This window comes from Melittangium boletus DSM 14713 (assembly GCF_002305855.1).
GTDB classification, from domain to species: domain Bacteria; phylum Myxococcota; class Myxococcia; order Myxococcales; family Myxococcaceae; genus Cystobacter; species Cystobacter boletus.
On sequence record NZ_CP022163.1, the window covers coordinates 9,562,700 to 9,589,193 of the forward strand.

24 protein-coding genes are annotated in these 26,494 nt (G+C 67.3%); 6 read left to right on the forward strand and 18 right to left on the reverse strand.

From position 1 onward, the window contains the following. Positions 1-131: 131 nt before the first annotated feature. Genes MEBOL_RS39390 through MEBOL_RS39405 form a run of 4 tightly spaced genes read right to left on the reverse strand, consistent with a single transcriptional unit; the run spans position 132 to position 6,251 of the window. The gene (locus MEBOL_RS39390; RefSeq protein ID WP_157823947.1) at positions 132-2,159 is read right to left on the reverse strand and encodes an AMP-binding protein; all 2,028 of its coding nucleotides are present in this window, start codon (positions 2,157-2,159) and stop codon (positions 132-134) included. After that, on the reverse strand, positions 2,156-3,349 hold the full coding sequence (locus MEBOL_RS39395; protein ID WP_245919269.1) for an MFS transporter: 1,194 nt from the start codon (positions 3,347-3,349) through the stop codon (positions 2,156-2,158). Before MEBOL_RS39395 ends, MEBOL_RS39390 begins: the two co-directional genes overlap by 4 nt. Then, on the reverse strand, positions 3,346-5,667 hold the full coding sequence (locus MEBOL_RS39400) for a M20/M25/M40 family metallo-hydrolase (RefSeq protein ID WP_095982231.1): 2,322 nt from the start codon (positions 5,665-5,667) through the stop codon (positions 3,346-3,348). Before MEBOL_RS39400 ends, MEBOL_RS39395 begins: the two co-directional genes overlap by 4 nt. After that, positions 5,664-6,251 carry a hypothetical protein gene (locus MEBOL_RS39405; RefSeq protein WP_095982232.1) on the reverse strand — a complete coding sequence of 196 codons (588 nt, stop codon included), beginning with the start codon at positions 6,249-6,251 and terminating at the stop codon, positions 5,664-5,666. The genes MEBOL_RS39400 and MEBOL_RS39405 overlap by 4 nt, the downstream gene beginning before the upstream one ends. 167 nt (positions 6,252-6,418) lie before the next feature. Here MEBOL_RS39405 and MEBOL_RS39410 point away from each other — a divergent pair, with 167 nt between their 5' ends. Both MEBOL_RS39410 and MEBOL_RS39415 read left to right on the forward strand, forming a co-directional pair. Beyond that, positions 6,419-6,946 carry a hypothetical protein gene (locus MEBOL_RS39410; RefSeq protein WP_245919271.1) on the forward strand — a complete coding sequence of 176 codons (528 nt, stop codon included), beginning with the start codon at positions 6,419-6,421 and terminating at the stop codon, positions 6,944-6,946. After that, complete coding sequence (locus MEBOL_RS39415; RefSeq protein ID WP_095982233.1) at positions 6,946-7,944, forward strand: HTTM domain-containing protein; 999 nt, start codon at positions 6,946-6,948, stop codon at positions 7,942-7,944. Before MEBOL_RS39410 ends, MEBOL_RS39415 begins: the two co-directional genes overlap by 1 nt. On the opposite strand, the gene MEBOL_RS39420 is transcribed toward MEBOL_RS39415, so the two are convergent. Both MEBOL_RS39420 and MEBOL_RS39425 read right to left on the reverse strand, forming a co-directional pair. Further along, positions 7,922-8,731 (reverse strand): cupin-like domain-containing protein, encoded by an 810-nt coding sequence (locus tag MEBOL_RS39420; protein WP_095982234.1) that lies wholly within the window; start codon positions 8,729-8,731, stop codon positions 7,922-7,924. The two genes, MEBOL_RS39415 and MEBOL_RS39420, sit on opposite strands and share 23 nt — an antisense overlap. A gap of 69 nt (positions 8,732-8,800) precedes the next feature. Next, on the reverse strand, positions 8,801-11,374 hold the full coding sequence (locus MEBOL_RS39425) for a response regulator (RefSeq protein WP_095983290.1): 2,574 nt from the start codon (positions 11,372-11,374) through the stop codon (positions 8,801-8,803). A gap of 427 nt (positions 11,375-11,801) precedes the next feature. On the opposite strand from MEBOL_RS39425, the gene MEBOL_RS39430 reads away from it, so the two are divergent. Next, positions 11,802-11,993 (forward strand): hypothetical protein, encoded by a 192-nt coding sequence (locus MEBOL_RS39430; protein ID WP_095982235.1) that lies wholly within the window; start codon positions 11,802-11,804, stop codon positions 11,991-11,993. On the opposite strand, the gene MEBOL_RS39435 is transcribed toward MEBOL_RS39430, so the two are convergent. From MEBOL_RS39435 to MEBOL_RS39445, 3 genes are read right to left on the reverse strand one after another with little or no spacing between them, the layout of a single operon-like run. Beyond that, entirely contained in the window at positions 11,984-12,802 is an 819-nt protein-coding gene (locus MEBOL_RS39435; RefSeq protein WP_095982236.1) for an SGNH/GDSL hydrolase family protein, read from the reverse strand. The genes MEBOL_RS39430 and MEBOL_RS39435 overlap by 10 nt on opposite strands. A gap of 56 nt (positions 12,803-12,858) precedes the next feature. After that, positions 12,859-13,671, reverse strand: coding sequence for a GNAT family N-acetyltransferase (locus MEBOL_RS39440; RefSeq protein WP_095982237.1), 813 nt, complete (start codon positions 13,669-13,671; stop codon positions 12,859-12,861). After that, positions 13,668-14,450, reverse strand: a complete 783-nt coding sequence (locus MEBOL_RS39445) for a class I SAM-dependent methyltransferase (RefSeq protein ID WP_170115685.1) — start codon at positions 14,448-14,450, stop codon at positions 13,668-13,670. Before MEBOL_RS39445 ends, MEBOL_RS39440 begins: the two co-directional genes overlap by 4 nt. 102 nt (positions 14,451-14,552) lie before the next feature. Between MEBOL_RS39445 and MEBOL_RS39450 the strand changes: the two genes are divergently transcribed. Next, positions 14,553-15,554, forward strand: coding sequence for an alpha/beta fold hydrolase (locus MEBOL_RS39450; protein ID WP_095982238.1), 1,002 nt, complete (start codon positions 14,553-14,555; stop codon positions 15,552-15,554). 252 nt (positions 15,555-15,806) lie between these two features. Next, on the forward strand, positions 15,807-16,979 hold the full coding sequence (locus MEBOL_RS39455; protein WP_245919275.1) for a porin: 1,173 nt from the start codon (positions 15,807-15,809) through the stop codon (positions 16,977-16,979). A gap of 383 nt (positions 16,980-17,362) precedes the next feature. On the opposite strand, the gene MEBOL_RS39460 is transcribed toward MEBOL_RS39455, so the two are convergent. The 5 genes from MEBOL_RS39460 to MEBOL_RS39475 form a co-directional block, all read right to left on the reverse strand. Further along, the gene (locus tag MEBOL_RS39460; protein ID WP_170115686.1) at positions 17,363-18,406 is read right to left on the reverse strand and encodes a sensor histidine kinase; all 1,044 of its coding nucleotides are present in this window, start codon (positions 18,404-18,406) and stop codon (positions 17,363-17,365) included. 299 nt (positions 18,407-18,705) lie between these two features. Then, a complete protein-coding gene (locus MEBOL_RS39465) occupies positions 18,706-20,049 on the reverse strand; it encodes a multicopper oxidase family protein (RefSeq protein ID WP_157823953.1) in 1,344 nt (447 codons plus the stop codon). Next, positions 20,046-21,422, reverse strand: a complete 1,377-nt coding sequence (locus MEBOL_RS39470) for a TolC family protein (RefSeq protein ID WP_095982241.1) — start codon at positions 21,420-21,422, stop codon at positions 20,046-20,048. The genes MEBOL_RS39465 and MEBOL_RS39470 overlap by 4 nt, the downstream gene beginning before the upstream one ends. Then, positions 21,419-21,814, reverse strand: coding sequence for a heavy metal-binding domain-containing protein (locus tag MEBOL_RS41700; protein WP_157823955.1), 396 nt, complete (start codon positions 21,812-21,814; stop codon positions 21,419-21,421). The genes MEBOL_RS39470 and MEBOL_RS41700 overlap by 4 nt, the downstream gene beginning before the upstream one ends. 108 nt (positions 21,815-21,922) lie before the next feature. Next, positions 21,923-22,303 carry a hypothetical protein gene (locus MEBOL_RS39475; protein ID WP_095982242.1) on the reverse strand — a complete coding sequence of 127 codons (381 nt, stop codon included), beginning with the start codon at positions 22,301-22,303 and terminating at the stop codon, positions 21,923-21,925. Positions 22,304-22,428: 125 nt separating this feature from the next. On the opposite strand from MEBOL_RS39475, the gene MEBOL_RS39480 reads away from it, so the two are divergent. Next, entirely contained in the window at positions 22,429-23,691 is a 1,263-nt protein-coding gene (locus MEBOL_RS39480) for a TCR/Tet family MFS transporter (RefSeq protein ID WP_095982243.1), read from the forward strand. Between the two features lie 10 nt (positions 23,692-23,701). Here MEBOL_RS39480 and MEBOL_RS39485 read toward each other — a convergent pair whose 3' ends face one another. The 4 genes from MEBOL_RS39485 to kamE are packed head-to-tail and all read right to left on the reverse strand — an operon-like array spanning position 23,702 to position 26,493. Next, entirely contained in the window at positions 23,702-24,478 is a 777-nt protein-coding gene (locus MEBOL_RS39485; RefSeq protein ID WP_095982244.1) for an SDR family NAD(P)-dependent oxidoreductase, read from the reverse strand. 4 nt (positions 24,479-24,482) lie between these two features. After that, entirely contained in the window at positions 24,483-25,316 is an 834-nt protein-coding gene (gene kce, locus MEBOL_RS39490; protein ID WP_095982245.1) for a 3-keto-5-aminohexanoate cleavage enzyme, read from the reverse strand. Beyond that, positions 25,313-25,708, reverse strand: a complete 396-nt coding sequence (gene kal / locus MEBOL_RS39495; protein WP_218920859.1) for a 3-aminobutyryl-CoA ammonia lyase — start codon at positions 25,706-25,708, stop codon at positions 25,313-25,315. The genes kce and kal overlap by 4 nt, the downstream gene beginning before the upstream one ends. Further along, positions 25,705-26,493, reverse strand: coding sequence for a lysine 5,6-aminomutase subunit beta (kamE, locus tag MEBOL_RS39500; RefSeq protein WP_095982246.1), 789 nt, complete (start codon positions 26,491-26,493; stop codon positions 25,705-25,707). Before kamE ends, kal begins: the two co-directional genes overlap by 4 nt. Between the last annotated feature and the right edge of the window lies 1 nt (position 26,494).

Below are 26,494 nucleotides of genomic sequence, written 5' to 3' on the forward strand. Positions count from 1 at the left end.
TCGGCCTGAACCACGACGAGGGGACGCCGCTTCAAGGGTTCCATGAGATGTCGGTTATAACATTTTGTCCTGGCTGGAGTAAAATCCAAATATTCCAATTCTCCAGGGAATTCCGCTTTGGGGCCGTTCCTTTACTCGGCGCGTGAACCCACGAGCTGGGTGAGCAGCAGCTCGGCCAGGTGACCAATCGAGGCGGACTCCGGAATCGTCCCGGCGAGCTCGACGCCGAGTTCTTCGTGCAGTCGGGTGCGCAGGGCCTGGGCGGTGGCCTCGTTCAAGCCGTAGTTCTTCAAGGGCTGGCGCACGTCGAGCAGGATGAAGGGGCGCTTGAGCACCTGGGAGGCCAGGCTCTTGACGGTCTTCTCCAGCAAGGACCGGGCCTCCGCGGGAGGAGCACGCAACAGCGCCTGTGTCCCCGCCGGCAGCGCGCCGCCCTCTTCGAGGGAGAGCCGCTTCAACCCATCCTCGAGAAAGAGCTGCCGGGTCTGCCGACGCTGGATCTTCCCACTGGAGGTCTTCGGGATGCTCTGCTCCTGCACCAGGACGATCTGGTGCATTTCCAAGCCCAGGGCCTCGGTAATCGCCTCCTTGATCGCGGCGATCACCCCCCCGAGCGGCTGGTGGCGAGCGGTCCGGCGCACCTCCTGCACCAGCACGACGCGCTCGGTACCCTCGGGAGCCGACCCCTCCGTGGGCGACAGCGAGAACGCCGCGCCAGCGCCCGCCACCAGCGCGGGGTGGCTCTGCTGGGCGGTGAGCTCGATGTCCTGGGGGTAATGGTTCTGCCCTCGGACGATGATCAAATCCTTGAGCCGTCCGGTGATGAAGAGCTCTCCCCGGTCCAGGAAGCCCAGGTCCCCCGTGCGCAGGTAGCTCCGGGGGTCATCCGGGAGCGTGGCCTGGAAGGTCTCCAGGGTCGCCTGCTCGTTGCGCCAGTAACCCCGGGCCACATGGGAGCCGGACAGCCAGACCTCTCCCAACCGGCCCTCTGGCAGCGCGGTGCGTGACTCGGGCTCCACGATCTGGATGACCTCGTCGTGAAACGCCCGCCCGCAGCTCACGAGGTGCTTGGCATCCTCCTGGGAGTCCATCACCTCGCGCACCTCGTGCTCCACCAGCCGCGACCTGGACAGGGTCTTGATCACCGGCTCGCGCGGACCGGCGGAGCCCGTGGCGAACAGGGTCGCCTCGGCCAGGCCATAGCAGGGGTAATGCGCCTGGTGCCGGAACCCGCTCGCCTGGAAGCGGTCGCTGAAGCGCCGCAGCACCTCGGCCTGCACGGGCTCCGAGCCATTGAAAGCGATGCGCCAGCACGACAGATCCAGGGCTCGGAGTTCCTCGTCGGAGACCTTGGTGGTGCACAGCTCGTAGGCGAAGTTGGGTCCACCGCTGATCGAGGCCCGGTACTTCGAGATCGCCTCCAGCCAGCGAGAGGGCCGGGTGACGAAGTCGAGCGGCGACATCAGGAGCGTGTGCATGCCCGAGAAGACGCCCTGGAGCATGCCCATGAGGCCCATGTCATGGAACAGCGGCAGCCACGAGACGTTGACGGAGTCGGAGGTCAGCTCGAAAGCGTCCCGGCTCATGGCGCTGTTCATCATCAAGTTGCCGTGCGTCACCATGACGCCCTTGGGCGTGCCCGTGGACCCCGAGGTGTATTGCAGGAACGCCACCTCGGACGCCCGGGGCGCGGGCCCATCCCAGCTCCGCTCCGGCGTCGGCTCCACCTCGTCCACCGCGACGATTTCCGCGCGGCCCTGCTCGCCGCTGGCCTCGAGGCTCGCGCGCAGCTTGTCGCGAAGGGCACGGGTCGTCAGGACACAGGTGGCCTGACTGTCCTGGATGATGGCCAGCAGGCGCAGCATGTGCCGGTTGTTGCGCGGCGGATACGCGGGCACCGCGATGCGATGGCCGAACAAGCAGCCGAAGAACGCACGGATGTAGTCGAGTCCCGGCGGGCACAGGATGAGGACCCGATCTCCGACCGCCGTGTGCTCATGGAGCCGCGCCGCGACCGCGACCGCGTGCGCCTGGAGCATAGCGAAGCTGAGCCGATCCACGGCCTGCCCGTCCGACAGCAGGGTGTACACCGGACGGTCACCGCCGGACCCGGCGCGCTGACGTGCCAGATCGACCAGGGTCTCGGGATGCGTGCTCACGCGAGGGCACCTTTCGCTCGATTGAAATAGACGAACGCGCACCAGGCCGCCAGACAGGGAAGGAGCGCACTGGCCGCGACGAACTGGCGGACATCGTACAGCTCGAGGGCGTAGCCGTAACCGAGATACCCCACGCTGATGACCATGGACTCCACGAACGAGACAATGGACATGGCCGAGGCCCGGATGGGCGCGGGCACCTTGCTGATGAGGTGGTTGCCCACGAGCACCTCGAACAGGGGGCCCAAGGAGACGATCATCAGGAAGATGACCACCAACAGGTGCAGGTCATTCACCTGGTTGAGCAGCAGCAGACCCGCGGTCACCGCCGAGGCCAGGTAGAACGCATACTCGAGCGATATCAGGCGTGAGACGCGCTCGGCCAACAGGTAGGCCACGGCGGCCAGGATCTCCGACACGGCGATGACCGCACCAATCTGGTAGGGCTCCAGGCCGTGCTCTTTGAAGATGGCCTGGGAGAAGATGTAGTACGGGGTGATCGTCCCCACCAGGAGCGCCGACGCCAGGATGATCATCATCAGGCCGCGGCCGGGCTGCTCGAGGAAGAACTGGCGAAGCTGTTGGAGGATGCCGACCCTCGCCTCGTGCGCCGAGCCCGACATCTCCTCCGACTGGACGTCCCGGATCCGTGACCAGGCCAGGAGGCTGACCCCGAGCGCCAGCCCATACGCGACATAGACCAGCGACCAGGACACGCGCTGGAGGTAGCCCCCCGCCGCGATGGCCAGGGCCATGGCGAGAGCCCCCAGGGCCCTGGAGCGCGAGTCGATGCGCAGGAAGTCCCCCTCGCGGCCATGCACCCTCAGATAGTCGAAGAGGAGCGCTCGGTCCGACCCCGAGATGAAGCTCTTGGCGACGCCGTAGACGCAATACAGGAGCAGGAAAGGCAAGAACCCGGAGAAGAAGATGACGCTCGCGCAGTAGAGGATGAACAGGCCCAGGCCGAGGCTCACGCTCAGCTTCCTGCCGTAGCGATCCCCGATGACGCCGGTGGGAACCTCCGAGGCGACGGTCGCCCAGAAGAGCGCGGCCTGGAGCAGCCCGATCTGCTCTCCCGAGAACTGCCTCGACATGAGGAACAAGATGAAGATGCCGCGATCGAACACGGCCTGGCTGGCGACGTAATAGACGTAATACGCCGAGATCTTCGCCTGTCCGGGCTGGCTCACAACCGCACCGTGTGGGTGACACGCACCGAGTCCGAGAACCAACCAAAAGGATACGGGCTCTTGTCCGCGGGCCGCGGTCGAGGCAACAGCGGCTCCGTGGCCTCGCTCCCGTACCGCACCTCGCTCAGACGCAGCTCCAGGGGGAGGCCCTGCTCCAGGATCAGCGTCATGTCGTTTCCTGTCGTGGCCGGGGTCCAGAATTGGAAGATCAGCCGTCCCCATTCACTGCGCAGCTCGTCGGGTCCGTGGAACTTGCCGGCGACCTCGACCCCCAGGAGCTTCGCTGGGGAGACCCGCAGCTCGAGCATCGAGGCCTCGAGCCGTGGCCGCAGGCGGAGGGTCAGCTTCCTCCGCGAGCCCTCGCGGGTATCCGACAGGACCTCGAGCTCCGGGGCGGGATGGTCTCGCACGGCGGTCTCGGCCACGAACACCTTCCAGTCCACGTAGGGGAAGTAGTGCTCCAGTGACTCCCGCCGGACGTCCGCTCCGAGGATGGGTCCAGTCCATTCGTCGAGGAAGGGATCCGCCGAGACCCAGAACGCCTTCTTCTGGTCGGTGTCCAGGAGGTACACCAGGGAGTTCATGCTCGGCTGGGTCGGATCGAAGACCCGCAGGACGAACGCCGCCAGGAAGATCAGACCGCCCGCGACGAAGCCGAGGCGAGCCCCCCACACCAACGCGCCCCCCAGGACGGCGTGGAGATACGGCACGAGGAGAATCAACCACAGGGACCACAGGGCAATCACCAGGGCGATGCCCGTCATGCCAAACGCGGCATAGAGCAGCCGGGTGAGCGGGACGACCAGGACGATGGAGGGCACGAACAGCAGGGGGGCGAGCCCCAGGGCAATGGGGGACAGCTCGGGAGGCTGACCGCGCGCGCGCAACATGAAGCCGAGCAGTCCCAGACCGCAGAGCTGAGGCCACTGGAAGAAGTAGCTGGTATCCGGCAGCAGGAACACACTCAGCACGGCCAACACCGTCCAGGGCGTCAGCGCGCCAACCGCCAGCTCCGCGGGCGTCAGGATGCGCCTGGCGGCATGCGCGCACCCGAGGAGCACCGCCGACGACAGCACCAGCAGTCCGATGAAATAGCCCTCCGTGGAGGGAGACGTCTCTCCGGGCAGCAGCGTGTACCGGGGCTCGATCCAGCGCACCGCGCCCCACGCCCCCCAAGCCAGCAGCGCGGAGAGGAGCACGGCCCCCAGCGAGACGGCGATCGCCACCCCACAGCGTCCGAGCCGCAGGCGCCCCGAACGCACGCCCCGGAAAACCAACAACCCCCACCCCACACCGCACGGCAGCAGGAGCAACTGGCTCAGCCAGCGTCCGTAGCGGACCACGAACAGACCCAGCACATCGAAGTAGATGACCGGCGGGCTGGCGACACGGCTCAAGTCCTCGTTCGCCAATTGGCGCACCAGGGCCAGCATCTGATCGCCCTGGTGTTGGATGCTGCGGGGATCGACGGCGGCGGCCGACTCCTCTCGGGAGTGGTAGACCTCCAACCCGTCGAAATAGGCGAAGTTCAGGCCGTTCAGGCCGGCATCACGGAAGACCGAGAAGTCGGTATCGTTCTTCAACAGACCGTAGATGGTGCTCGCCAGGGAGTGGCCCACCGGAGAAGGGCTCGCGGTGGCGAACCGCTCGATGAGCCAGCCGTTGTCGCGGCTGGTCTCGAACATGACCACCGGCCCCCGGTTCCCACGCGCATCGAAGTTCAGGACCGCCGCGATCCGCGCTCTCTCCGCGGGTGTACGCGCCGCCAGGAACGCATCCGCCCCCATGGAGCCCACCTCTTCGGCGTCGGCGAACAGGAAGAGGAGGTCATTGCGCGGCCGAGGTCCGCTCGCCATGAGGCGCAACACCTCCAGCATCGCGGCCACCGCGGTCCCGTCATCGGCCGCGCCAGGACTGGTGGGCGCCGAGTCATAGTGCGCCACCACCAACACACTCCGCTCGCCCTGCGTGCCCGGCAGCCGCGCCACGACATTGTTCACCGTGGCGATGGCGAAGGGATCCCACGCCCGGTAGCTGTCCTCCACCGTCTGGAGCTCGACCTGGACTCCGGGATTCTTCGCGGCCTCCGCCAGGAGGTACTGGTACACCTCGCGGTGCGCCTGGGTCCCAATGAAGTGGCTCCCGGAGGAGATGATGCGGAGCCGTTCGGCGACCTGGCGCCAGTGAAAGTCCGCCGCGCCTCCAGCGGCGCTCCCGGGCTCCTCCCGGAGCGGCGCGAGCACGGGTCGGTACGCCACCCACGCGCCCACGAACAACACGGCGACCGCGAGGCCGGCGAACAAGCCTCCGCGGGTCATCGCGCGCCTTGCGTTCCAGTGGCGGTCAGCGCGTCCTCGAGAAGCCCCAGCGCCGTGTCCAGACGCAGCGAGATGTTCCGGCAGGAGGAGGCCACGGCGCCATCGGCCATGACGGACGCCACCTGCTCGCGCGACCCACCGGACCTCAGCCACTGCAGCTGGAAGTTCAGGCTGTCATGCGCCAGTTCATGCAGCTCCTCGTTGATGATCCAATCCAGGAGCTTGCGCGCGTGGATGCGCTGCGTCGGCCCGGCGGACGCATCACCCTGCCCCACCAGGACGAACGCGGTCGGATGCCGCTTCTCCAACCGCAGCCGAACCGTCTTGCCGGGCTCCGGCAGTTCCGCCTCCACCTGGTAGCTGCCCAGGGCAACGGCGCCGGTCGCGTCATGCTCGGCCCCTGGCATCCAGTAGTACGTGCTGCGCTCCTTGCTGAAGATCACGACCTCGTGGCCGCTGTACATCCGGATGGGCTGGTGCTGGAACTGAGTCGTGATGAAGTAGCCCTCGGCGCCCTCGAGGGGCGAGACCCAGTAGAGCGACTCGGGGCTCCTGCGTTGCAGGTGGGCGAAACAGTCGAACAACCCGCCGACACGCGCTCCGTCAAGACCTGGGGTGCCCGGAGGCCCGTCCGGAGTGCCCTCGGGCGTGGCCCCAACGTGTGTGCAGGCATTCACGCACAGAGCGATGGCCAGCGCTGAAATCCTTGATATGTTGGAAAACATCGGTACTCCCACCCTAGCCGAAAAACATGGACACTTCACAAGGAAACCAGGGCCTGAGTTCCCGCTCCAAGGCACTGCTGGTTGTCGGCCTCATCGCGTTTTTCGCGGTTGATAACTACTACATGTGGGTTGAACGGGACAACTTCCCCTTTACCAGCCATGGGCTGTTCAACGTGCTGTTCACCGCGCGTACCAATCTCTTACGCATGGTGGTGCATGACGATCAGGGTGGCAGTGTGACCGTGGATTCCGGGCGTGTGATTCCCATCGAATGGTACCGCGCCGTGGGCCTGGCCGAGAATGTGTTCGTGCTGGAGGAGGACTCGCGAAGGAAGGAGCAGGTCGCCCGGCTACTCCTGGAGCGAGTGAACAGCGAACCCTGGTATGCCTTTGACGAGACGTATTCGTCGGTTCGACCGCCGCCAGGCGGCCGGTTCGTCGGCTTGGATGTCGTCTACCTTCGGTTCGATCTGGACCAATACCGCGATGGCCAGCCGCCCAAGCCGCTCCAGGAGGAGCGGGTCTTCAGCTATCGGTTGCCGGGGGCTCCGTGATGTTTCGCAAGAAGATTGAAAGCTTCCTCTTCGCCCAACCCAACCTCGACTTCCGCATCTTCGTGGTCCGGTTGGCGGTGAGCCTCGTGACGGTGAGCTATGTGCTCATCGGCCCGTTTGATCGTTTTCACGTGGATGCGGCCCCTCTGCTCTATCGCCCGGTCGGCCCGTTCAGCTTCATTCCGGAGCTCGGGTATGGAGGCTATTACTTCCTGAAGTACGCGGTGGTCGTCAGTGGCATCACGTTCGCCCTGGGCTTCAAGAGCCGGCTCTCCAATGCCGTCTTCGCCCTCACCTACTTCGTCTTCGCGTATTACGTGGGGCACTTCAGCACCCAGTTGTTCAGCTACATCACCCACCTGAACTTCTTCGCGATCATCCTCTGCTTCGTGGATTCGTCGCGGTTCTGGTCGCTCGACTGGGTGCTCGATCCCTCGCGCCGGGACCAACCGTACTCCCTGGCCCGGCGCGAGTTCGCGTCGTTCGCGCTGGCCTTCATGCAGCTCTACCTGATCGCGTTCTACGTGCAGGCCGGTGTGAACAAGCTGCTGATCGGCGGCGTGGACTGGTTCCTGACGGGAGCAACGCCCTATTACGGAACGCTCGTCTCGGGAACGGAACCGGGTCTGGCCTTGACCCGATTTCCCTGGGTGTTCAAGGGCGTCAGTCTGTTCACCGGCTTTTTCGAGATGGGCTTCTTCCTGATCCTCTGGAAGCGGCTCCGCTGGCCCTTCGCCGTCAGCGTGATTGGATTCCATTTTGGAATCCTGCTGAGCATGAACATCTTCTTCTATCAGCTCTCCGCGGTGGTGCCGCTGCTCTTCCTCTTCGAGGACACTCGCGATCACCGCAAGGCGCTCGTGGGGCTCGGGGCGTATGCCCTCTTCATCGGAGCGCTGATGTCCCTGACACCACTGCCCGCCCGGCCACTCGGGACCACCGAGACACCGCTCCAGGCACCCATCCAGGCCCAGCCTACGGTGCGTTTGAGCGAGTGAGCTCCTCGCGGATCTTCTTCACGGAGCGCGCCGGCTCGCCCTTGAGCGTATTGGCCACGACACTGGGCAGGCGGCGCAGGATCATGCCGGGCGTGACCCAACGCGAGCTGATGCTCCAGGAGAACTCGAGTCCCGACACCCGGTGGAACCAACCATAGGGGAGGTACATCACCTCGCCCGGTTCGATCACGAAATCGAACCTGGGCTTGACGGGCTCGTGGGCGAGGATCGTCTCAAGATCATCCCCCCGGCCATTGCGCTCGTGGGCGATGTACTCGGGGACATAGTCCCGGTAGAGGGCGTAATCGATAGCGGGCTCGAGGGCGGAGATCGCATCCGGTGAGTAGAGCTGGAACCGCTTGCGGCCGATGACCTGGCAGAAGAGGTTCTCCGAATAGTCACAGTGCAAGGGAGTGCGGGTCCCCGCCGGACCGATCCAGGTCTCCGTCCGGCGCAGCAGCTCGAATCGGTAGTAATCGGGCAGCGAGAAGTCCTTGGCCAGCCCGGGGATTTCCTCGATCGGAACGCTCAAATACTCGATGCGCCCGTTCGCCAGGGCGTCCTTCATCTTCGCGATCCAATCGCGAACGGACAGCTGCTTTCCCTTCAGGAGAACCGAGCCGTGCTGCCGCTCGAGCCAGTCGAGGTTCCACGCCGACCAGGCGGACCAATCGGCCATGGCCCGAGTGAACAAGACCGGCCGGGACACGCTCATGAACTCGCGAACGAACTCCTCATGGGAGGGGAAGGTGTCCCGCCTCTCGATGTCGCCAACAAAGGATTGCAAACCGCCCCCTCGGATAAACAGATTTCAACGGAAATCATGACATCCGCGAGTGAGGGGTGTCAATCGACCTCAGCGCTCGGAGCGGGAGGCCACCACCTGCTCCATCGCCCGTTCGATCTGCGACAGCGCATAGGGTTTGGGCAGGACCACCACGTTCTTCATCTGCTCCCACCCCTCGGTGGCATTGCCATAGCCAGAGGCGATGATGACGCGCAGCCCGGGACGCCGGCGCAGGGCCTCGCGCGCCAGCTCCACGCCCGACATGCCCGGCAGGCTCACGTCCGTGAACAGCACGTCGAACTCGTCCACGGACAGCGCACCCCGGGCCTCCTCGGCGTTCGACACGGCCAGCACGTCATGCCCGAGAATGCCCAACAACTCATAGGCGGAGGTGCGGATGTCCTCGTCGTCCTCCACGAGCAACACGCGCAGACGCGCCTTCTTCGGAGGCTCGGGCGGGCGCTCGGCACGCGCCCGCTGCCGGCTGGCCTGCTGCTCCTTCTGAAGGAGCCGCTGCTGGCGGTTGCGCAACAGTTGCCGCAGCTTGCGCGCCAGATCCTCACGCCGGTAGGGCTTGCCCAGCAGGTTGACGCCCGGATCGAGCCGGCCGCCGTGCACGATGGCGTTCTCCGTGTAACCCGACGTGAAGAGCACCTCGATCTCCGGCAGCACCGCCTTGGCCTGCCTGGCGAGTTCCGGACTGCGCACGGGGCCCGGCATCACCACGTCGGTGAACAGCAGATCGACGGACACTCCACTCTGAATGATGGCCAACGCGCTCTGTCCATCCGCGGCCTTGAGCACCCGGTAGCCCAGCTCGGAGAGCATCTCCACCGCCGTGGTACGAACCTCCACGTCGTCCTCCACCACCAGGATGGTCTCGGTCCCGCCCTCGATGGGTCCCGTCGGAACGTCGACCTGCTCCGCCTCGGTCTGGAAGGCGCGCGGCAGGTAGATCTTCAGCGTCGTGCCATGCCCCACCTCGCTGTAGATCTTGACGTGGCCCCCCGTCTGCTTGACGAAGCCGTACACCATGCTCAAGCCCAGGCCCGTGCCACGGCCCTCGGGCTTGGTGGTGAAGAACGGCTCGAAGGCCCGCTCCAACACCTCGGGAGGCATGCCGCTGCCTGTGTCGGAGATCGCCAGGAGCACGTACTGGCCGGGAACCACCTCCGAGTGAAGCTGGGCGTAGTGGTCATCCAGACTGGCATTGCTCACCTCGAGGGTCAGCTTCCCGGTGTTCGCCATCGCGTCCCGGGCATTGATGGCCAGGTTGAGGATGACGTTCTCGAGCTGGTTGGGGTCCGCGAACGTATTCCACAACCCGCCGGAGATCACCGTCTCGACCTCGATGTCCTCGCCGAGCGAGCGCCGCAGCAAGTCATCCATGCCGCGCACCAGTCGGCCCAGGTTGATGACCGAGGGTTCGAGCGGCTGACGCCGGGCGAAGGAGAGCAGCTGGGAGGCGAGCTTCGCACCTCGCTCCACGGCGCCGATCGCGGCCTGTAGCCGCCGCTGGCCCTGTTCGCGGCCCGCCACCTCGCGTTGCAAGAGCTGGAGATTGCCGGAGATGACCTGCAACAGGTTGTTGAAGTCATGCGCCACGCCGCCCGTGAGCTTGCCCACCGCCTCCATCTTCTGGGACTGGCGCAGGGCGGCCTCGGTCTGCGCGAGCGCCTGGGTGCGCTCATGCACCAGTTCCTCGAGATGGTCGCGGTAGCGGCGCAGCTCCTCCTCGGCGCGCTTCTGCTCGGAGATGTCGTTGCCCTGCACGAAGACGCCGATGATGCTCCCGTCGGGCTCCACGATGGGCTGATACACGAAGTCGAGGTACGTGTCCGTGAGGGGGGCGCCCGGTGTCCGCTGCAGGCGCACGAGCATGCCACGGCCGACGAACGGCTCGCCGGTATCCATCACCCGATGCAACAGTTCCGGAAGGCCCTGCTCCACCACCTCCGGCAGCGCATCCACGACGCGCTTGCCGAGCACGTTCCGGTGACCCACGGTCTGCTCATAGGCGGGGTTGGTCAGCTCGAACACCAGCTCGCGGCCCCGCAGGATGGCCACGAACCCAGGAGCCTGCTCGAACAGACGGCGCAGGTGACGGCGCTCCTCGTCCAGGGTCCGATTGACCTCCTGGACGCTGCGAGCCCGAGCGAGGATTCCCGCCTGGAGCTGCTCCTGCGGCGGCCCTTCCTCGAAAGCGAACTGGGCGGCCCGCGCATTGCGCTTGAGCTGCTGCAACTCCGTCACGTCCACGGTGTGCTGGAGGATGAAGGCCACCTCGCCCCGCTCATCCAGCAGGGGCGTGTGGGTGGCACTCCAGAAGCGGTCCTGGACGACAATGCCCTCGGGCGTCTGCATCGGCACCCGATAGGGAATGAGCGCCAGCGTGTCTGGCGCCCGCCGGGCCAACACCCGCTCGAAGGAGTCGCGCAACATGCGCGCGCTGACGTTGGCGGGATCCTGCGGATCATGGGGGAACGCCGATAGGATGTGCCGACCCACCAGGTCCTCCAGCCGGCTCGCCGTCACCCGGAGGTAGGCCTCGTTCGCCGCGACATAACGCAGCTCACGATCCAGCACCATGTAGGGATTGGGCGATAGGGCGAAGAGCCTCTTGTAATCGATGGTGTCGGACATGCGCTCCACGAGGGCCAATGCCCTCCGCTCCCTTCCCGGCCGCCACACGGAATCGGCCCCGTGACTTTTTACACAAACCTGATGCCGCCGCGTCATCAACAGAGACGACACGACGAATCGTTCATGAGTGCACATCAACCTGATGCGCGGGGAAACTCTTCCGGCGAGGGAGCCACTTCATGCAGTAGGCGGAACATTCCGCTCACCCAGCAGGTCGCCTCCTGCCCAAGCGAGTGTTCCACCTGGAGGGTGCGCCCCTGGAAGTCAAACGCGTGCGAGCCCTCGCCGAGCCGCTCGGTCACCTCCCTGTCCTCGCGGGAGGCATTTTCGTGACCCCGCGCGTCATCACGGCGCTTTGTTGGCGCCTGGACGTGCGCCGGACAAATTCCTGGTTAGGCTGATTTACCCTGTCCCAAGGAACGACACCGTGAGCGCTCTTCTCATCCGTCTGGTCTGTGGTCTGCTCTTCGCCGCGCTGGTGCTCGGTGCGGTGGCCCACCCCCCGCAGGACCTCAGCCAGGGGCTGGGCATGCTCCTGCCCGGAGGAATGCTGCTGGGCTACGCCCTCCGGGGTCCGCGCCGCTCCATGCTTCCGAAGCGCAAGCCGTCTCAGGGCTGAATGAACACCAGGGGAACCAGGGACAGGTTGGACTCTGGCTCGCGGCAGACCGCGGGTTCGGGAGGAGGCGCCTCGACGGGCTCGTTCAGGAGCCGAGAGACCTCTGGGTGGACCTTGCTCGCGAAGTAGCGGCCCCCCGCCAGGGTGAAGTGGACCCCGTCCTCCATCCGCAGCCGCATGGGTTTGCGAAAACCCTCGACCGGGGCCTCCTTCAGCAACTGCCCCTTGGCGTCGGTGAAGAACGGCCGGGTGTCCAGATGCACCGCGCCACCCTGGGCTGAAACCGCCTCCCGCAGGATCGCGCGGATGATCCCCAGCTTGCGCTCGAAGCGAGGCAGGCCGGTCACGGGCAACTCCACCCAGAGCACCCGGCGGCCCGGCGCCGCCAGCACGCGCAGGAAGTCATCGACGCGTTGGCGGTACATGGCGCTCCAATCGGCGGCGCCCCATTGGGCCTTCGCCTTGCCCTGGCCATCCGTGAGCCCCTGCCCGTCATTGCCTCCCATGATGACGACGACGAGGTCGGGCCGGTGCCGCTCCACCTCCTCGCGTCCCACCTGCATCCAGTCGAAGAAGTCCGGGCGCGCCAGCCCCGTGGAGGACTTCGCCCGCCGCACCGCGTGGATGCCGGGCTGCCCGTTCAAGCGCTCCTCGAGCGATTCCCCGAAGCTGGTGACGATCAGGCTGTCCCCGAGCAGGAGCACCGTCCGGGGCTTCGAGACGAGTTCCTCCTGGGACTCCCGCGCCCATGACGGGACGGCGGACAGGAGCACCAGGCACATGAGCACACGAACGAGGGGGTTCTCCATTCGCGGCGCACGCTACCTCGCCCGGAGGGAGGTTGAGAACCTCGACCCGCTGCCTCCTAGCCAGGCGAGGGAGACATGGCACCCTCGGGAAGCGCCGCGTCGACGAAGAAGAGCATGGGCGTCAGGAAGCGGAACCCCACCCGCTCGTAGATGCGGCCCGCCTCGGGCGACAGGGTGCTCAAGAAGAGCATGTCCACGCCTCGGGAGAAGGCCTCCCTCGCGACCCGGGACGTGATCGCGGTGCCCAGGCCCCTCTTGCGGAAGTCCTCGAGCGTGGCCACTCCCGCGAGCTCCGAAACGCCCAACGAAGGCGGCGAGAACAGTCCCACCGCCGCGGGCTGTCCTTCCACCCGCCCCAGCACCGCCACGCCCTCTCCCAGGTCCTCCATCGTCTTGGAGATCTCCTCCTCGGAGGGCGTGTAGACCTCATGCGGCACGAAGCCCATCCGAGCGATGCGGCAGTAGACGCGGAACTCCTCACGCGCGGAGTCCCGCGTCAGGACCGACAATTCGACCCCCTCGGGTGGCTCGATGGGCGTGAAGCGCTCGGGGGTGCAGATCATGAGCCGCGCCTCGGCCTCCTGGCGGAAGCCCGTGTCGAGCAGCGCCTGGGCCAGCTCCGGTGCCAGCTCGGACACGTACTCGAAGCGCGGTGCCCTCCCCCGCGCCTCGAACACCGCGCGCAACCGCCGCAGGGGCTCGCGCACGTCCCCGGTCAGGGGCCCATCCGGGATGGCGTAGTTGAAGTAGATGAGGGGATCGCTCGGGTGCAGGTACGCCGTGAACGGCGCAACGGACACGGTCTCGTAACGTGCCGTGGCCATGTGGCGCATGGAGGCCTGCAGACGCGCGCTCAACCCCGTCGTCATGGCTTCACGGCCCGGGTGGCGCAGAAGGTGGACAGGTACTCGGACTGCACATCCCCGCTGGAGTTCTTGTCATCGTAGAAGCCCGCGAGCAGGAAGCCCGCGTCGAGCTGCCCCCCAATCTGATCCTCCAACGAGTGCGCCACGCACAGGAGATCGCCCACATCGGTATAGCGGCGGCGCTCCTCCTCCGTGAGACTCGTCAGGTCCGAGTAGGGCATGCGGTACTTGAGCCGCAGCTCCCCCTTCGCCTCCAGGTCCGGATCGAAGAGGTAGCGGATCGGCTGGGAGAAGCCCGAGAGCAGGACTCCCCCGGGCCGCAACACCCGGAAGGCCTCGCGCCACACGGGCCGGATCTCGGACACGAAGCCATTGGAGCAGGGATGGAAGATGAGATCGAAGCTGCCGTCGGCGAAGACCGACAGGTCGCGCATGTCTCCTTCCACGAGGCGGATGGACAAGCCCTCGCGCTCGGCCACCAGACGATCCTGCGCGAGCTGCGCGGGCGAATTGTCGAACATCGTCACGCGGGCGCCGACGGCGGCGAGCACCGGTCCCTGTTGCCCTCCCGCGCTCGCCAGGCCCAACACGTCCTTGCCCGCGAGCGGGCCGAACCAGGCGTGAGGCACGGGCTTGCTCGGCGTGAGCACCACGCTCCACTCGCCCCGGCGCGCGGCGGCGATCACCTCGGGCCCCACGGGCACCGTCCACCGGTTGCCCGCGGCCACCTGCCGGTCCCAGGCCTCGCGGTTGTACTTCCTCAGGTCGATGTCGTGCTTCATGTCCTCCCCCATGACCGCTCCTTGTCCAACACTCAAGCCGGGGGGCGAGCTGATATCACACTTCACGCCGCCATCGGTCCGGTGAGGGGCTATGAATCCTCCATGCCCATGTCTCGCTCTCTGCCCATCCTCGCGCTGCTGCTGTGCGCCGTGCCCGCCATCGCCCAGGAGGGCAAGCCTCCCGAGCCCCTTGGCATCGCGCTCGAGGGCTACCCCTCCCCCGCCCCCGTCCGCTACCTGCCCGTCACGATCCAGGGACAGGATCTGCGCATGGCCTATATGGACGTGCCCGCCACGGGAAAGGCCAATGGCCGCACCGTCCTGCTGCTGCACGGCAAGAACTTCTTCGGAGCCTACTGGCGCGACACCCTGAGCGCGCTCAGCCAGGCGGGCTACCGCGTCGTCGTCCCGGATCAGCTCGGCTTCGGCCGCTCCTCCAAGCCCGCCATCGACTACAGCTTCCACCTGCTGGCCACCCAGACGAAGAAGCTGCTGGATCAACTCGGGGTCCAGAAGGTGGCCGTGGTGGGCCACTCCATGGGCGGCATGCTCGCCACCCGCTTCGCGCGCCTGTTCCCCGAGGCCACCACGCAGCTCGTGCTGGAGAACCCCATCGGCCTCGAGGACTACCGTGAGCTCGTGCCGTGGCGCTCCACCGAGGAGCTGTATCGGGGCCAGCTCGACGTCACCGAGGAGTCGGTGCGCAAGTACCAGAAGACGTACTACGTGACGTGGCGCCCCGAGTACGAGGAGTGGGTGCGGATTCCCTTCCGCCAGTCGCTGAGCGCCGAGTACCCGCGGCTCGCGTGGGTGTCCGCGGCCACCGAGCAGATGATCTACCAACAGCCCGTGGTGCATGAGTTCCCCCTGGTGAAGGTGCCCGTGTTGCTCGTCATCGGACAGGCGGATCGGACCACGATCGGCCGCGCGCGCCTGTCTCCCGAGGCGCTGACGAAGCTCGGCCAGTACCCGGAGCTGGGCAGGCGCGCCGCCCGGGCCTTCCCCCAGGCCACGCTGGTGGAGATTCCCAACGTGGGGCACATCCCCCACTTCGAGGCTCCCGAGAAGTGGCGCGAGGCGCTGCTCGGTTTCCTCGGGAAGTAGGACCCGCTCCGCGGTGAAGCCAGGGGGCTCCGCTATAACGGATGCATGGAGCTTGTACCTTCGAGCAAGCATCCGTTATATTGGACACGCACATGATGGAAGCCCGCCGCCACGGCTGTTGTCGCCCCTCCTTCCAGTAGCGCATCCCGCCCGGACACGAGCCCCGTGTCGACGCGGCGGGAGGCCCATGTCGCGCCCCCTATGCCTTCGCACCTTCCCGCGCGAGCCTCTCGCGCATCGAGTCTCCTGGTCGTGCTGTTGTTTGGGATGGGCACCGCCGCCCAGGCCCAGGACGCCACTTCGCCTCCACCGGAGAAGCCCTCCCCCACCATCACCGCGGAGCCCGGACGCGGAATCCTCATCAAGGCGAGTGAGCGCTACTCCCTCGGGATCCGGGCGCGCATCCAGTTGCGCGAGACGTTCCTCCACTTCGACGAGAGCGACACCAACGAGATCAACGTCAAGACGCTCCGTCTGGTCGTCCACGGCAACGTGCTGGCGCCCGAGCTGCGCTACACCATCCAGTTGGCCTTTGGTGGCCCCGACTTCGAGACGGGCAGCAGCTCGCCCATCTTCGATGCCTTCGTGGACTACACCCGCTGGCGCGACCTCAACCTCCGCGCGGGACAGTTCTTCGTGCCCTTCGATCGGGCCCGCACCATCCGCGAGTTCGCGCTCCAGATGGTCGACCGGCAACAGGTGGTACGCGAGCTGACGCTCGACCGCGACGTGGGCGTGATGCTCTCGTCCAACGATCTCTTCGGACTCAACGAGTGGCTGGGCTATCAGTTCTTCATCGGTGGAGGTGACGGGCGCAACCGCTACGTGGGCTACGTCCCCGGCCCCATCTCCGTCCTGCGGCTCACGCTGCGGCCCTTTGGCACGTTCGATGATGATCAGGAAGGCGACCTGACCCGCGCGGCGAGGCCCCGGTTGGCCCTGGGGGTCGCGGCCGCCTACAACGCGAACACCTCGCGCCGCAACAGCACCTACGGCACGGCGTTCACCGCCGGGACGACCAGCTACAGCCACCTCGCCGCGGATCTGGTGTTCAAGTACCGGGGCTTCTCGCTCCTCGCCGAGGGTCTGTGGCGCAAGGCGAAGGAGAACGAGATCGAGGGCACCGTCAATGGAGCGGTCATCCGGGAGCCGACCCGGTCGGGCTATGGCTACTTCGTGCAGGGTGGCCTGCTGGTGAATTCCCAGGTGGAGCTGACGGCGCGTTGGGAGGAGCTCTTCGCGCTCAAGGGGACGGATCCGCAGCTCGTGCAACTGGTCCAGACCCAGGGCAAGCAGGTGGGCGGCGGGCTCAACGTGTACCTCAATGGACACGCCTTCAAGCTGCAGGGGGACTACTTCTACATCTTCGGTCCCGAAGGCGCGGCGCGGCACCTCGCGCGGCTCCAGCTCGACGCCAGCTTCTGACGTCGAGCCGTACCGCTCCCGAGCATCGGTCCGAACCTCCCTGGTTACGTCCCTCTCGCCCGGGCGGGGCCAGGCTGCCCGTGCAGGGGACCGGCCAGAGGGCAAAGCGTCGATACGGGAAGAAGAAGCATCGATAATGCTGGACACACTCGCCAGGTGGACGGATCGAATGAAGCGGGCGGATGTGATCCGCGACGCCTTGGCCGTTTATGAGGCCCTGGTGAGACGAGCCAGGGATGGCAGTTACCTGGATGAAGTGTTCTCCTTGTCCATGCAGCCCTCCTGTCGTGACGACCGGCTGCCGAAGTAGTAACCGGCGGCGCTGGCCACGATGGTGATCATGGGGGCGACCACGATGGTCGCGAAGTCCTTTGGACAGAGCGTCACACTCCAGGGGAAGTCTCCGCGAGACCCTCGCTCAGCCCCTCCCGCGAGTGCACGACCCAAGGCAGGTGGAGAGAGAAGGTGCTCCCCTGGCCTTCTTCACTCTCCACCTCCAGGGATCCGCCCTGCGCCACAGCGGCACGGAAGGCGATACTCAAGCCCAGTCCAAATCCACCGGGTTGCCCGGGCCGCACGGGCCGGAAGAGCTCCCGCTGACGCTCGGGAGCGATACCAGGGCCAGAGTCCTTCACCTTGAACACCACGCCGTCCTCGTGCGGCTCCACGGTGACGTGCACAAAACCCTTGTCTGTGTATTTGATGGCGTTCTGAATGAGATTGCCGAGCGCGTCCACCAGCAGGTCTCGATCCACATACATGCGCGCGGAGTGTTTCGCGGAGACCTCGAGCAACAACCCCTTGCGGCGGGCCTCGTGCTCGTAGTCAGCGACAATCTGGTCAATGACCTGGGCCGGGTCGAGGAGCTCCGCGTGGACGGGCAACTCCTCGGGACTGAAGCGCTCCATGCGGAGGATACCGTCGACCAGGCGGCTGAGTCGGGCCACCGTGCCGCGCAGCCGCTCCACGGACCGAACGTCCGGCACGCCTTTGGTTCGCTCCAGCTGCTGGACATAAAGACTCAGGGTGGAAACGGGGGTGCGCAACTGGTGGGCGATGCCCGCCACGTGCTCCGAGCGCTCACGGGCCACCTGCTCGGCCTGGTACTTGGCGAACCGGCGCGCCGACTCGGCGGCGAGTTCGAAGATGGCGATGGAGAAGAACGAGTAGTCCTGGACCGACACCTGCTCGCCCCGCTCTTCAAGCCAGGCACGAACCTCCTCGATGACATAAGCGTATTCGCGCACCACCTCATCGATGGGCACTTCATCGCGCACCCGCTGCTCGGGGTCTAGCCGTCCGTGCTGCGCCCATAATTCCCGAGGGGACGCCGTGGAAGAACCGCCTTTGCGGATCGCCTCGCCAATGGCCTGGAGTTGGATGGCGAGGTGGTTCTTGAGCACGGCCTCCGACAGGTCCGGGCGCACGGCCCCCTCCCGGCGCCATCGCTCGTACCACCGACGCTCTATCTCCTCATGGTGTTCATGGAGCAAGTCACCGAGTTGACCCATCTCTCACCATCCCCTGGGCGCATCACCCCCAAAGTGAAAGATGAGGACTGCCCACCCGGCTGGCCACACCTCGTGGGCTGCTTCTCCGCACGAGGAGCAGTCGACCGAGCCTTCTCGAAGGCCGGTGTCAGGAGGAGCGTCCAGCGTCCGCGTGTCCTGATTGGCGCACAAGGCCCCCCCGTGCCTCGAATCGAGCCTGGACAGGGAGCCCGGATTCAGGCGCCTTCGTCGTCGATGGCGCCTGGCTGGCCGTCCACGTCGATGCCGTCGCGCAACAGCTCGGCCCGCTCGGCGCCACGTGCCTGAGTACTCAGTGGGTTCTCATACCAACCCGGATCCGCGTAGCTCGTGAGCCCATCGCGCACCTTGAGCACGGTGAACATGCCCCCCATGGTGATGCCTCCGTAACGGCCGTGGCCTCCCACCATGGGAATGCTGTTGGCCGGCACGGGCATGCCCATCTCCTCCATGTCACCCATGCCGGTGTGCCCCATGGTCATGTAGTCCGGCAGCAGCGCGCGCACCTTCTCATCAAACCCCTCGGGCTTGAGGCCGATGAGGTTGGGCATGCCGTGTCCCATCTGGTTCATCACGTGGTGGGTCATGTGACAGTGCATGGCCCAGTCCCCGGGCTCGTCCGCGACGAACTCCACGGTGCGCGTGCTGCCCACGGGCACCAGCACGGTGGTGTCCGACCATTGAGCGGACTCGGGCACGCGGCCTCCGTCCGTCTCGGTGATGCGGAACTGATAGCCGTGCAGGTGAATGGGGTGGTGGTCCATGGGCCCCAGGTTGCCCAGCCGGATGCGCACCCGCTGCCCCGTCCTCACCACCATGGGCGCCGTGCCCGGGAAGGCCTTGCCGTTGAGCGTGAGCAGGTTGAAATCCGTCATCTCGTTCGGGTTGGGCCGCCGCGCCCCCGGGTCCAACTTCCACTCGTGCAGCATGAAGGCGAAGTCCCGGTCCACCTTCGGCCCCCGAGGCGGCTGGCGCGGATGCACGACGAAGAGCCCCACCATGCCCAGGGCGATCTGCGTCATCTCGTCATGGTGCGAGTGGTACATGAGCGTGCCGGACTGGCGCAGGGTGAACTCGTACTGGAACGTCTCCCCCGGTGCGATGGCACGCTGGTTGAGTCCACCCACGCCATCCATCCCGTTGGGCAAGAGCAGCCCATGCCAGTGCACCGTGGTGGGCGCGGGCAGCCGGTTGGTGACGTAGAAGCGCACGCGGTCTCCCTCCACCGCCTCGATGAGCGGGCCATGGACGCGGCCGTTGTAGCCCCAGCAGCGCGCCTGGAGGCCCGGCGCGAACGTGTGCTCCACCTCCTCGGCCACCAGGTGGAAGACCTTCACGCCGTCCACCACCTTCCAGGGCAGCTTGGAGCCATTCGGCACCACCACCGGCGTATAATCCCGGCCGGGCCTTCCGGGAGGCAGGTGCTTGGGACTCACCTCCGCCCGTGCCTCTCCGGCCGCCAGCAGCGAGCCTCCCGCGACGCCCAATCCACTGGCGACGAGCAATTGCCGCCGGCTCCACCCCTTCGTGTCCGTGCTCATCGTGCCACTCCCGTGTCGTCATCCGTCAGCCGCCCACCCACCGCGTTCTCCAGCGCGTTCCGGGCGTTCCAGTAGTCCCGCAGCGTCTCCACGTACTCGCGGTAGGTCCGCACCTCGTCCCGCCGCGCCTCCAGCAGTTGGAAGGGGCTGAGCACCATGGCGTTGTACTGGAGCTGGGATTGCTCCAGGACACGCCGGCGCAGGGGCAGCAACACCTTCGCGTAGTGCTCCACCAGGTGGCGCGCCGTGCGCGATTCCGCCCCATGCTGGCGCACCTCGGAGCGCGCATCCACGGACAGCTGGGTCAGCCGCCGCTCCGCCTGACGCCACCGCGCCTCCAGTCCGCCGATGAGCCCCTGGCGCTGGTTGAAGACGGGCAATTCCAGCACCAGGCTCGGGCCGGTGATGTGCAGTCCCCCACCCTCGCCCCGCTCCGCGTCCACGCCCACCTCCACGGTCCCGAGGAAGCGCGAGCTCCGTGCCAGGGAAACCGATTGCGCGAGCAACGCCACGTCCTTGCGCGCGGCGTCGATGTCCAACCGGCGCCGCAGCGCCAGCCGCTCGAGCTGTTCGAAGGACGGCTCCTCCGCGGAGGGTTCCCTCAGGGGCTCGCTCACCGTCCACTCCGTGTTCTCGCCCCACAGGCCCAGCAACCGGTTCATCCGCTCGCGCTGCTCGACGAGCGCCAGTTCCTCGCGGGCCAGGCCCACGCGCGCCTCCTGCCAGGCGGTGCGGATGACGGCCAGGTCCAGCTCGGGGATGTTGCCGGCCTCGTGCTGCATCCGCGCCAGCTCGGCCGAGGCCTCGAAGACGGCCACGAGCTTCGTCTGGTAGCGCAGCAACTCCTCCGCCGCCTGGACGGCGGTATAGGCCTCGCGCGTCTGGGCCACCATCGCCAGCGCCTCGTGAGCGGTGCGCAGCACATCCGCGTCGAATTGTTGCTGGGCGATCCGCTTGCGCGCCGGGAGCAGGAAGAGATCGAGCAGCCCCTGCACGAGCGAGAACTCGACATCGAGCCCGAGCGTGGGCGACCGGGGAAAGCGAACGGACGCGCCGAGCGAGGGATTGCTCAGCAGACCCGCCTCCACCAGTTCCGCCTGGGAAATCCCCAGCGCCTCATAGGAGGCCTGGAGACCCGGACTGTTCATGAGCGCGATGCGCACCGCTTCCTCGCGCGAGAGGCCGTCACGCAGCAACTCGCGGACCTGATCGCGCACGGCTTCGTCCGAGGGCGAACCCCGCTCCCAGCCGGTGGACACCGACACCCGCTCGTGCACGAGCGCCCCGAGTTCCGCATGCCCCCGCTCGGGAGACATCGTCGCGCATCCAGCGGCCCCCAGACACAGGGCCAACAGGAAGGAGAGGCGGTTCACGGGGAACCCCTCTCGGCGGAGGCCTCGCCCCCATGACCCTGGGAGTGCGCTGGGCCGTGGTGGTCGTGGGAAGCCCCCTGGGAAACGAGCTTCATGCCGCACTTCGGGCAGCGCGCTGGCGAGTGGGACGTGACGTCCGGGTGCATGGGGCACACGTAGCCCGCCTGGGACGGCGTGCCACCGTCCGAGGCCGGGGAGGACGGCCCTGGCGCGGGTCTGGGCGGAGGGGCCGCTCCCGAGGGCGCCAGGGCGGTCAGGATGCGTGGGGGTGAGACGGGGGCCTCCGGATTGGAGGCATCCCACAAGGAAGGAACACGCTCGGCGCCATGCAAGGCGCACGCGGACAGACCGAGCGCCAGCGCGCTCGCCGCGAACTTCATCGGAAAAGACATGGTCTTCGCTCTGCGAAAGGGAGGATTCGAGCCAGGGACACGGGGACACACGCCTCGCATGGCCGTGAAGGCACGCAGCCCCTCACGGTCCTGGAGACGGGAACCGGCTCAAATCAGCAACTGACGCAGGGAGAGGAACAGCCGTTCACGGGGAGGCGGATCATGCCCGGCGCGGATGCGGGGTCCCGGCTGAGCCAGGAGCACGGGCACGGTCCACTCGGCCTCGCCCGGCAGCGCGACCCAGTACACCTGGGAGGGCGCATCGAGCGGGGTGGGCAACACTCCACCGAGATCCACCGGATGGCCCTGGCGCAGCTCGCAGCAGTCCTGGGCGAGGAGCCGCGCGTCCTGAAGCTGCTCCTTTTCCGGACAGGACGCACAGGGTGCGACACGCCGTCCCGAGTACCGGCACACCCGCTCCACCCCGCCTGGAAGGGCGGCCTGCACCCAGACGAGCAGGGCGAAGACGAGGGCGGTGAAGCGGAGCATCACGCCCCATGAACTACCTCTCCATGAATGGACCTGCAAGTGTCCCCGTGTCACCCCGCTCCGCGAGGAGCCAGCCGGCCCCCCCTGCGCGCCCCCTTCCGGAAGGTGCTAGGACCTCCGGAGCCATGCCCGATCCGACTCCGCCCGAGACTCCGCGCCGCGCCGCGCTGGTCTTCATCTTCGTCACCGTGCTGCTCGACATCCTCGCCATGGGGATGATCCTCCCGGTGCTGCCGCGGATCGTCATGGGCTTCATGGGCGGAGAGCCGGGAAGGGGCGCCGAGGTCTTCGGCCTGTTCTCCACGATCTGGGCGCTCATGCAGTTCATCTTCTCGCCGGTGCTCGGCGCGCTGTCGGACCAGTACGGCCGGCGCCGGGTCATCCTGCTGTCCAACACGTGCATGGGGCTGAACTACATCCTGCTGGCGCTGGCGCCGTCCCTGGGCTGGTTGCTCCTGGGCCGCGTCGTGGCGGGCATCACCTCGGCGAGCATCAGCACGGCGAGCGCCTACATCGCGGACGTGACGCCGAGTGACAAGCGCGCCGCGGGCTTCGGCATGCTCGGGGCGGCGATCGGCGTGGGCTTCGTGCTCGGGCCGGCGATGGGAGGACTCCTGGGCGGAATGGATCCCCGCCTGCCCTTCTGGGTCGCGGCGGGACTGAGCCTGGGCAACGCGATGTACGGCCTGTTCGTGCTGCCCGAGTCCCTGCCGATCGAACGGCGCCGGCGCTTCGAGTGGCGGCGCGCCAACCCGGTGGCGGCGCTGCTGCGGCTGCGCGCCAGCGGCGAGGTGCTGGGGCTCGCGACCGTGCACTTCCTGCACAACCTGGCCCACACCGCCCTGCCCAGTGTGTTCGTCCTCTACGCGAGCTATCGCTTCGGCTGGGACGAGCGCGCCGTGGGGCTCACCCTGGGGGGCTCGGGGGTATTCACCATGGTGATCCAGGGCGGGCTGGTGAAGCCCGTGGTCAATCGCCTGGGGGAGCGGCGCACGCTGATGATGGGCCTGTCGTTCGGCATCCTGGGGTTCGCCACCTATGGACTGGCCACCAGTCCCCTCGTCTTCTGCGCGCTGGGGCTGCCCATCATGGGCCTGTGGGGATTCTTCTCCCCGGCGTCACAGGGATTGATGACGCGCCGGGTGCCTCCCTCGGAGCAGGGACAATTCCAGGGCACGCTCTCGAGCCTGATGGGCATCGCGGGGATGATCGGTCCCGCGCTCTTCACGCAAACCTTCGCGGCGGCCATCGCTCCGGAGCGGGGGGTGCACCAGCCCGGAGCGCCCTTCCTGCTCGCGTCGCTGCTGCTGGTGCTCGCCCTGGGCCTGGCGGTGCGGGCCACCCAACCGAGCCGCGAGGCGGTGCCCACCACCAGCCCCGTCGGATGAAGCAACGCCCTCAGGGCTCGTTGAGCACGCGGCCTTCCATGCCACCGGCCACGGTGATGACCTCGCCGGTGACGTGGCCGGAGACGCGATCGGACGCGAGGGACACGACGGTCCGGGCGACATCCTCGGGGCGGCCCAGCTTGCGCAGCGGCATGGTGCGCGTCACCCGGTGGATGAACGCGGCGTCACCGAGCTTGTCCTGGTTGCGAGGCACCGCCGTCCATCCCGGGCACACGGTGTTCACCCGGCCGAGCGGTGCGATGCGCGCGATCTCGTTCTTGAGGCTCTTGAGGAAGCCGCCCGCGAGCGCGCTCTTGGCCGCCGCGTAGTCCGAGTGCCCCGCTTCACCGAAGAGGCCCGCCGTGGAGGCGATGATGACGATGTTGCCCGTGCCCGTGGTCTCCACGTGGCGCAGGAAGGCGCGGCAGCTCAGGAAGACGCTGTCCAGGTTCTCCGCCAGCGTCTGACGCCAGCGCGCGAGCGACATCGTCCACACGGGCTCGTCGGGAGCCGGCCACACGCCCGCGTTGGCCACCAGCACGTCCAGGCGGCCCAGGGCCTTCACCGCCGAGGGGACGAGCGCATCCACATCGGACTCGGAGGTGAGGTCCGCGCGAATCGCCACGCCCCCGTGCTCCGCCGCGAGCGCCCGCGCCTTGTCCTCGCTGTGGTGGTAGTGCACCACCACCTTCGCGCCCTCTTCCGCGAAGGCACGGACCACCGCGCCGCCGATTCCTCCCGCGCCCCCGGTGACGAGGACGCCCTTGCCGCGCAGCTCCGTGTCCATCCCGCTACACCGAGTCCAGGCGCAACAACTGACGGGCTTGCTGGGGCGTGGCCAGGGTGCGGCCCTTGGCCGTGGCCCGCTTCGCCGCCTCGGCCACCAGTTCCCAGTTGCCCTTGGCCAGCACGCCCTTGGACACGTAGATGTTGTCCTCGAGCCCCACGCGGGCATTGCCCCCTCGCACCGCCGCCAGTTCCACGAAGGGCAGCTGGTGACGGCCCACGGCGGCCACCGTCCACGAGCAGCCCTCGGGCAGGGACGCGATCATGAAGTCCAGCGCGTCCTCGCGGGCCGTCAGGGCCCCGGGCACGCCGAGCACGAAGTCGAAGTGCGCGGGCAGGGAGACGAGTCCCTCCTTCGCCAGGGCCCGCACCTCGTCCACCATGCCCACGTCGAAGCACTCCAGCTCCGGCCGGATGCCCAGGTCGCGGATGCGCCGGGCGATGTCGCGCACGAGCGGCCGGGGATTCCAGAAGACGTCGTCTCCGAAGTTCACCGTGCCCGTGGACAGCGTGGCCATGTCCGGCCGGTCCTCGCCGGTGAGCCGGAGGCCCCCGCAGCGCTCGTCCACGCCCATGCCCACGGCGCCGCCGGTGGACACCTGGATGAGCACGTCCGTGCGCTTGCGGATGGCGCGGATGGCCGCGCGGAACAGCTCCGTGTCCTGGGACGGCTTGCCCTCCGGCGTGCGCACGTGCAGGTGCACCATGGCGGCACCGGCCTCGCGGCACTTCACCGCGTCCTCGGCGATCTCCTCGGCGGTGATGGGCAGGTAGGGCGTCTGCTCGCGCGTCGTCTCCGCGCCGACCATCGCGGCGGTGAGGACCATGGGCGTGCTCATCGGGCACCCCGCTGCTTGTCCTTGGGGACCACGCAGGTGCCGCTCGCACGGCACACCACCACTGGCTCGGCGAGCACGTCCGCCGCCGAGTCGTTCACGTCCGCGCGCGGGCGGATGACCTTGCGCGCCTCGAAGCGCATCTTGCGGGAGGTGTTGCCCACCTGGATGATCTCGCCTTCCGCCTCGATGAAGTCCCCGGCGTACACGGGCGCGAGGAACTCCACCGAGTCATAGGCGCGGAACAGGCCCTCGTCGCCGTCCAGGCGGATGCACAGCTCGGTGGCCACGTCGCCGAACAACCCGAGCATCCGGGCCCCGTCCACCAGGTTTCCACCGTAGTGGGCATCATGGCTGCTCATGCGCAACCGGATGACCGCCTTCACGTTGCTCATTGCGGCTCCCCTTCCCAGTGCACGTTCTTCGCCTCCTTGCCTTCCTTCTGGAGGACCTGGTGCACGATGTAGTTGGCCACGTCGGAGGGCTTGGTGCCCGGGCCGAAGCCCGCGTCGAAGCCCAGGTCCAACGCGAGCTTGTGGTCCACGCGCGGCCCGCCGAGCAACAGCAGCGTCTTGCCGTGCACGCCCGCCGCCTTGGCCGCCTCGATGAACTGGCGCGAGTTGTCCTTGTGCACGTCGCGCTGGGTCACCACCTGCGACACGAGGATGGCGTCGGCGTCGCGCGCCATGGCCTTCCTGAGCAGTTCCTCGTTGGGCACCTGGCTGCCGAGGTTGAAGGCCTCGAACCCGGGGTAGCGCTCCAGGCCGTAGTCGCCCGCGTACCCCTTCATGTTGAGGATGGCGTCGATGCCCACCGTGTGCGTGTCGGTGCCCGTGCACGCGCCGAACACCACGATGCGCCGGCCCACCTTGTCCTTGATGAGGACGTTGAGATCGTCGAAGCCGAGCTTCTTGACCACGACCTCGGGCACGTCGATTTCCGCGTAGTCCAGGACGACGGGCGAGTGCGCGTAGACGATGAAGAAGGTGTACGCATCGGCGGCGCGCTCGGCGGCGGCCACCTTCACGTCGGTGAACCCCAGCTTGCGCGTGTAGACGGCGGCCGCTTCCTTGGCCTTTTCCGACAGGGGCACGGGCAGCGTGAACGACAACTGCACCACGCCGTCATCCCGCCGGTCGCCATAGGGGCGAATGAGCTGCTTGGTGGGCTTGACCGCCATG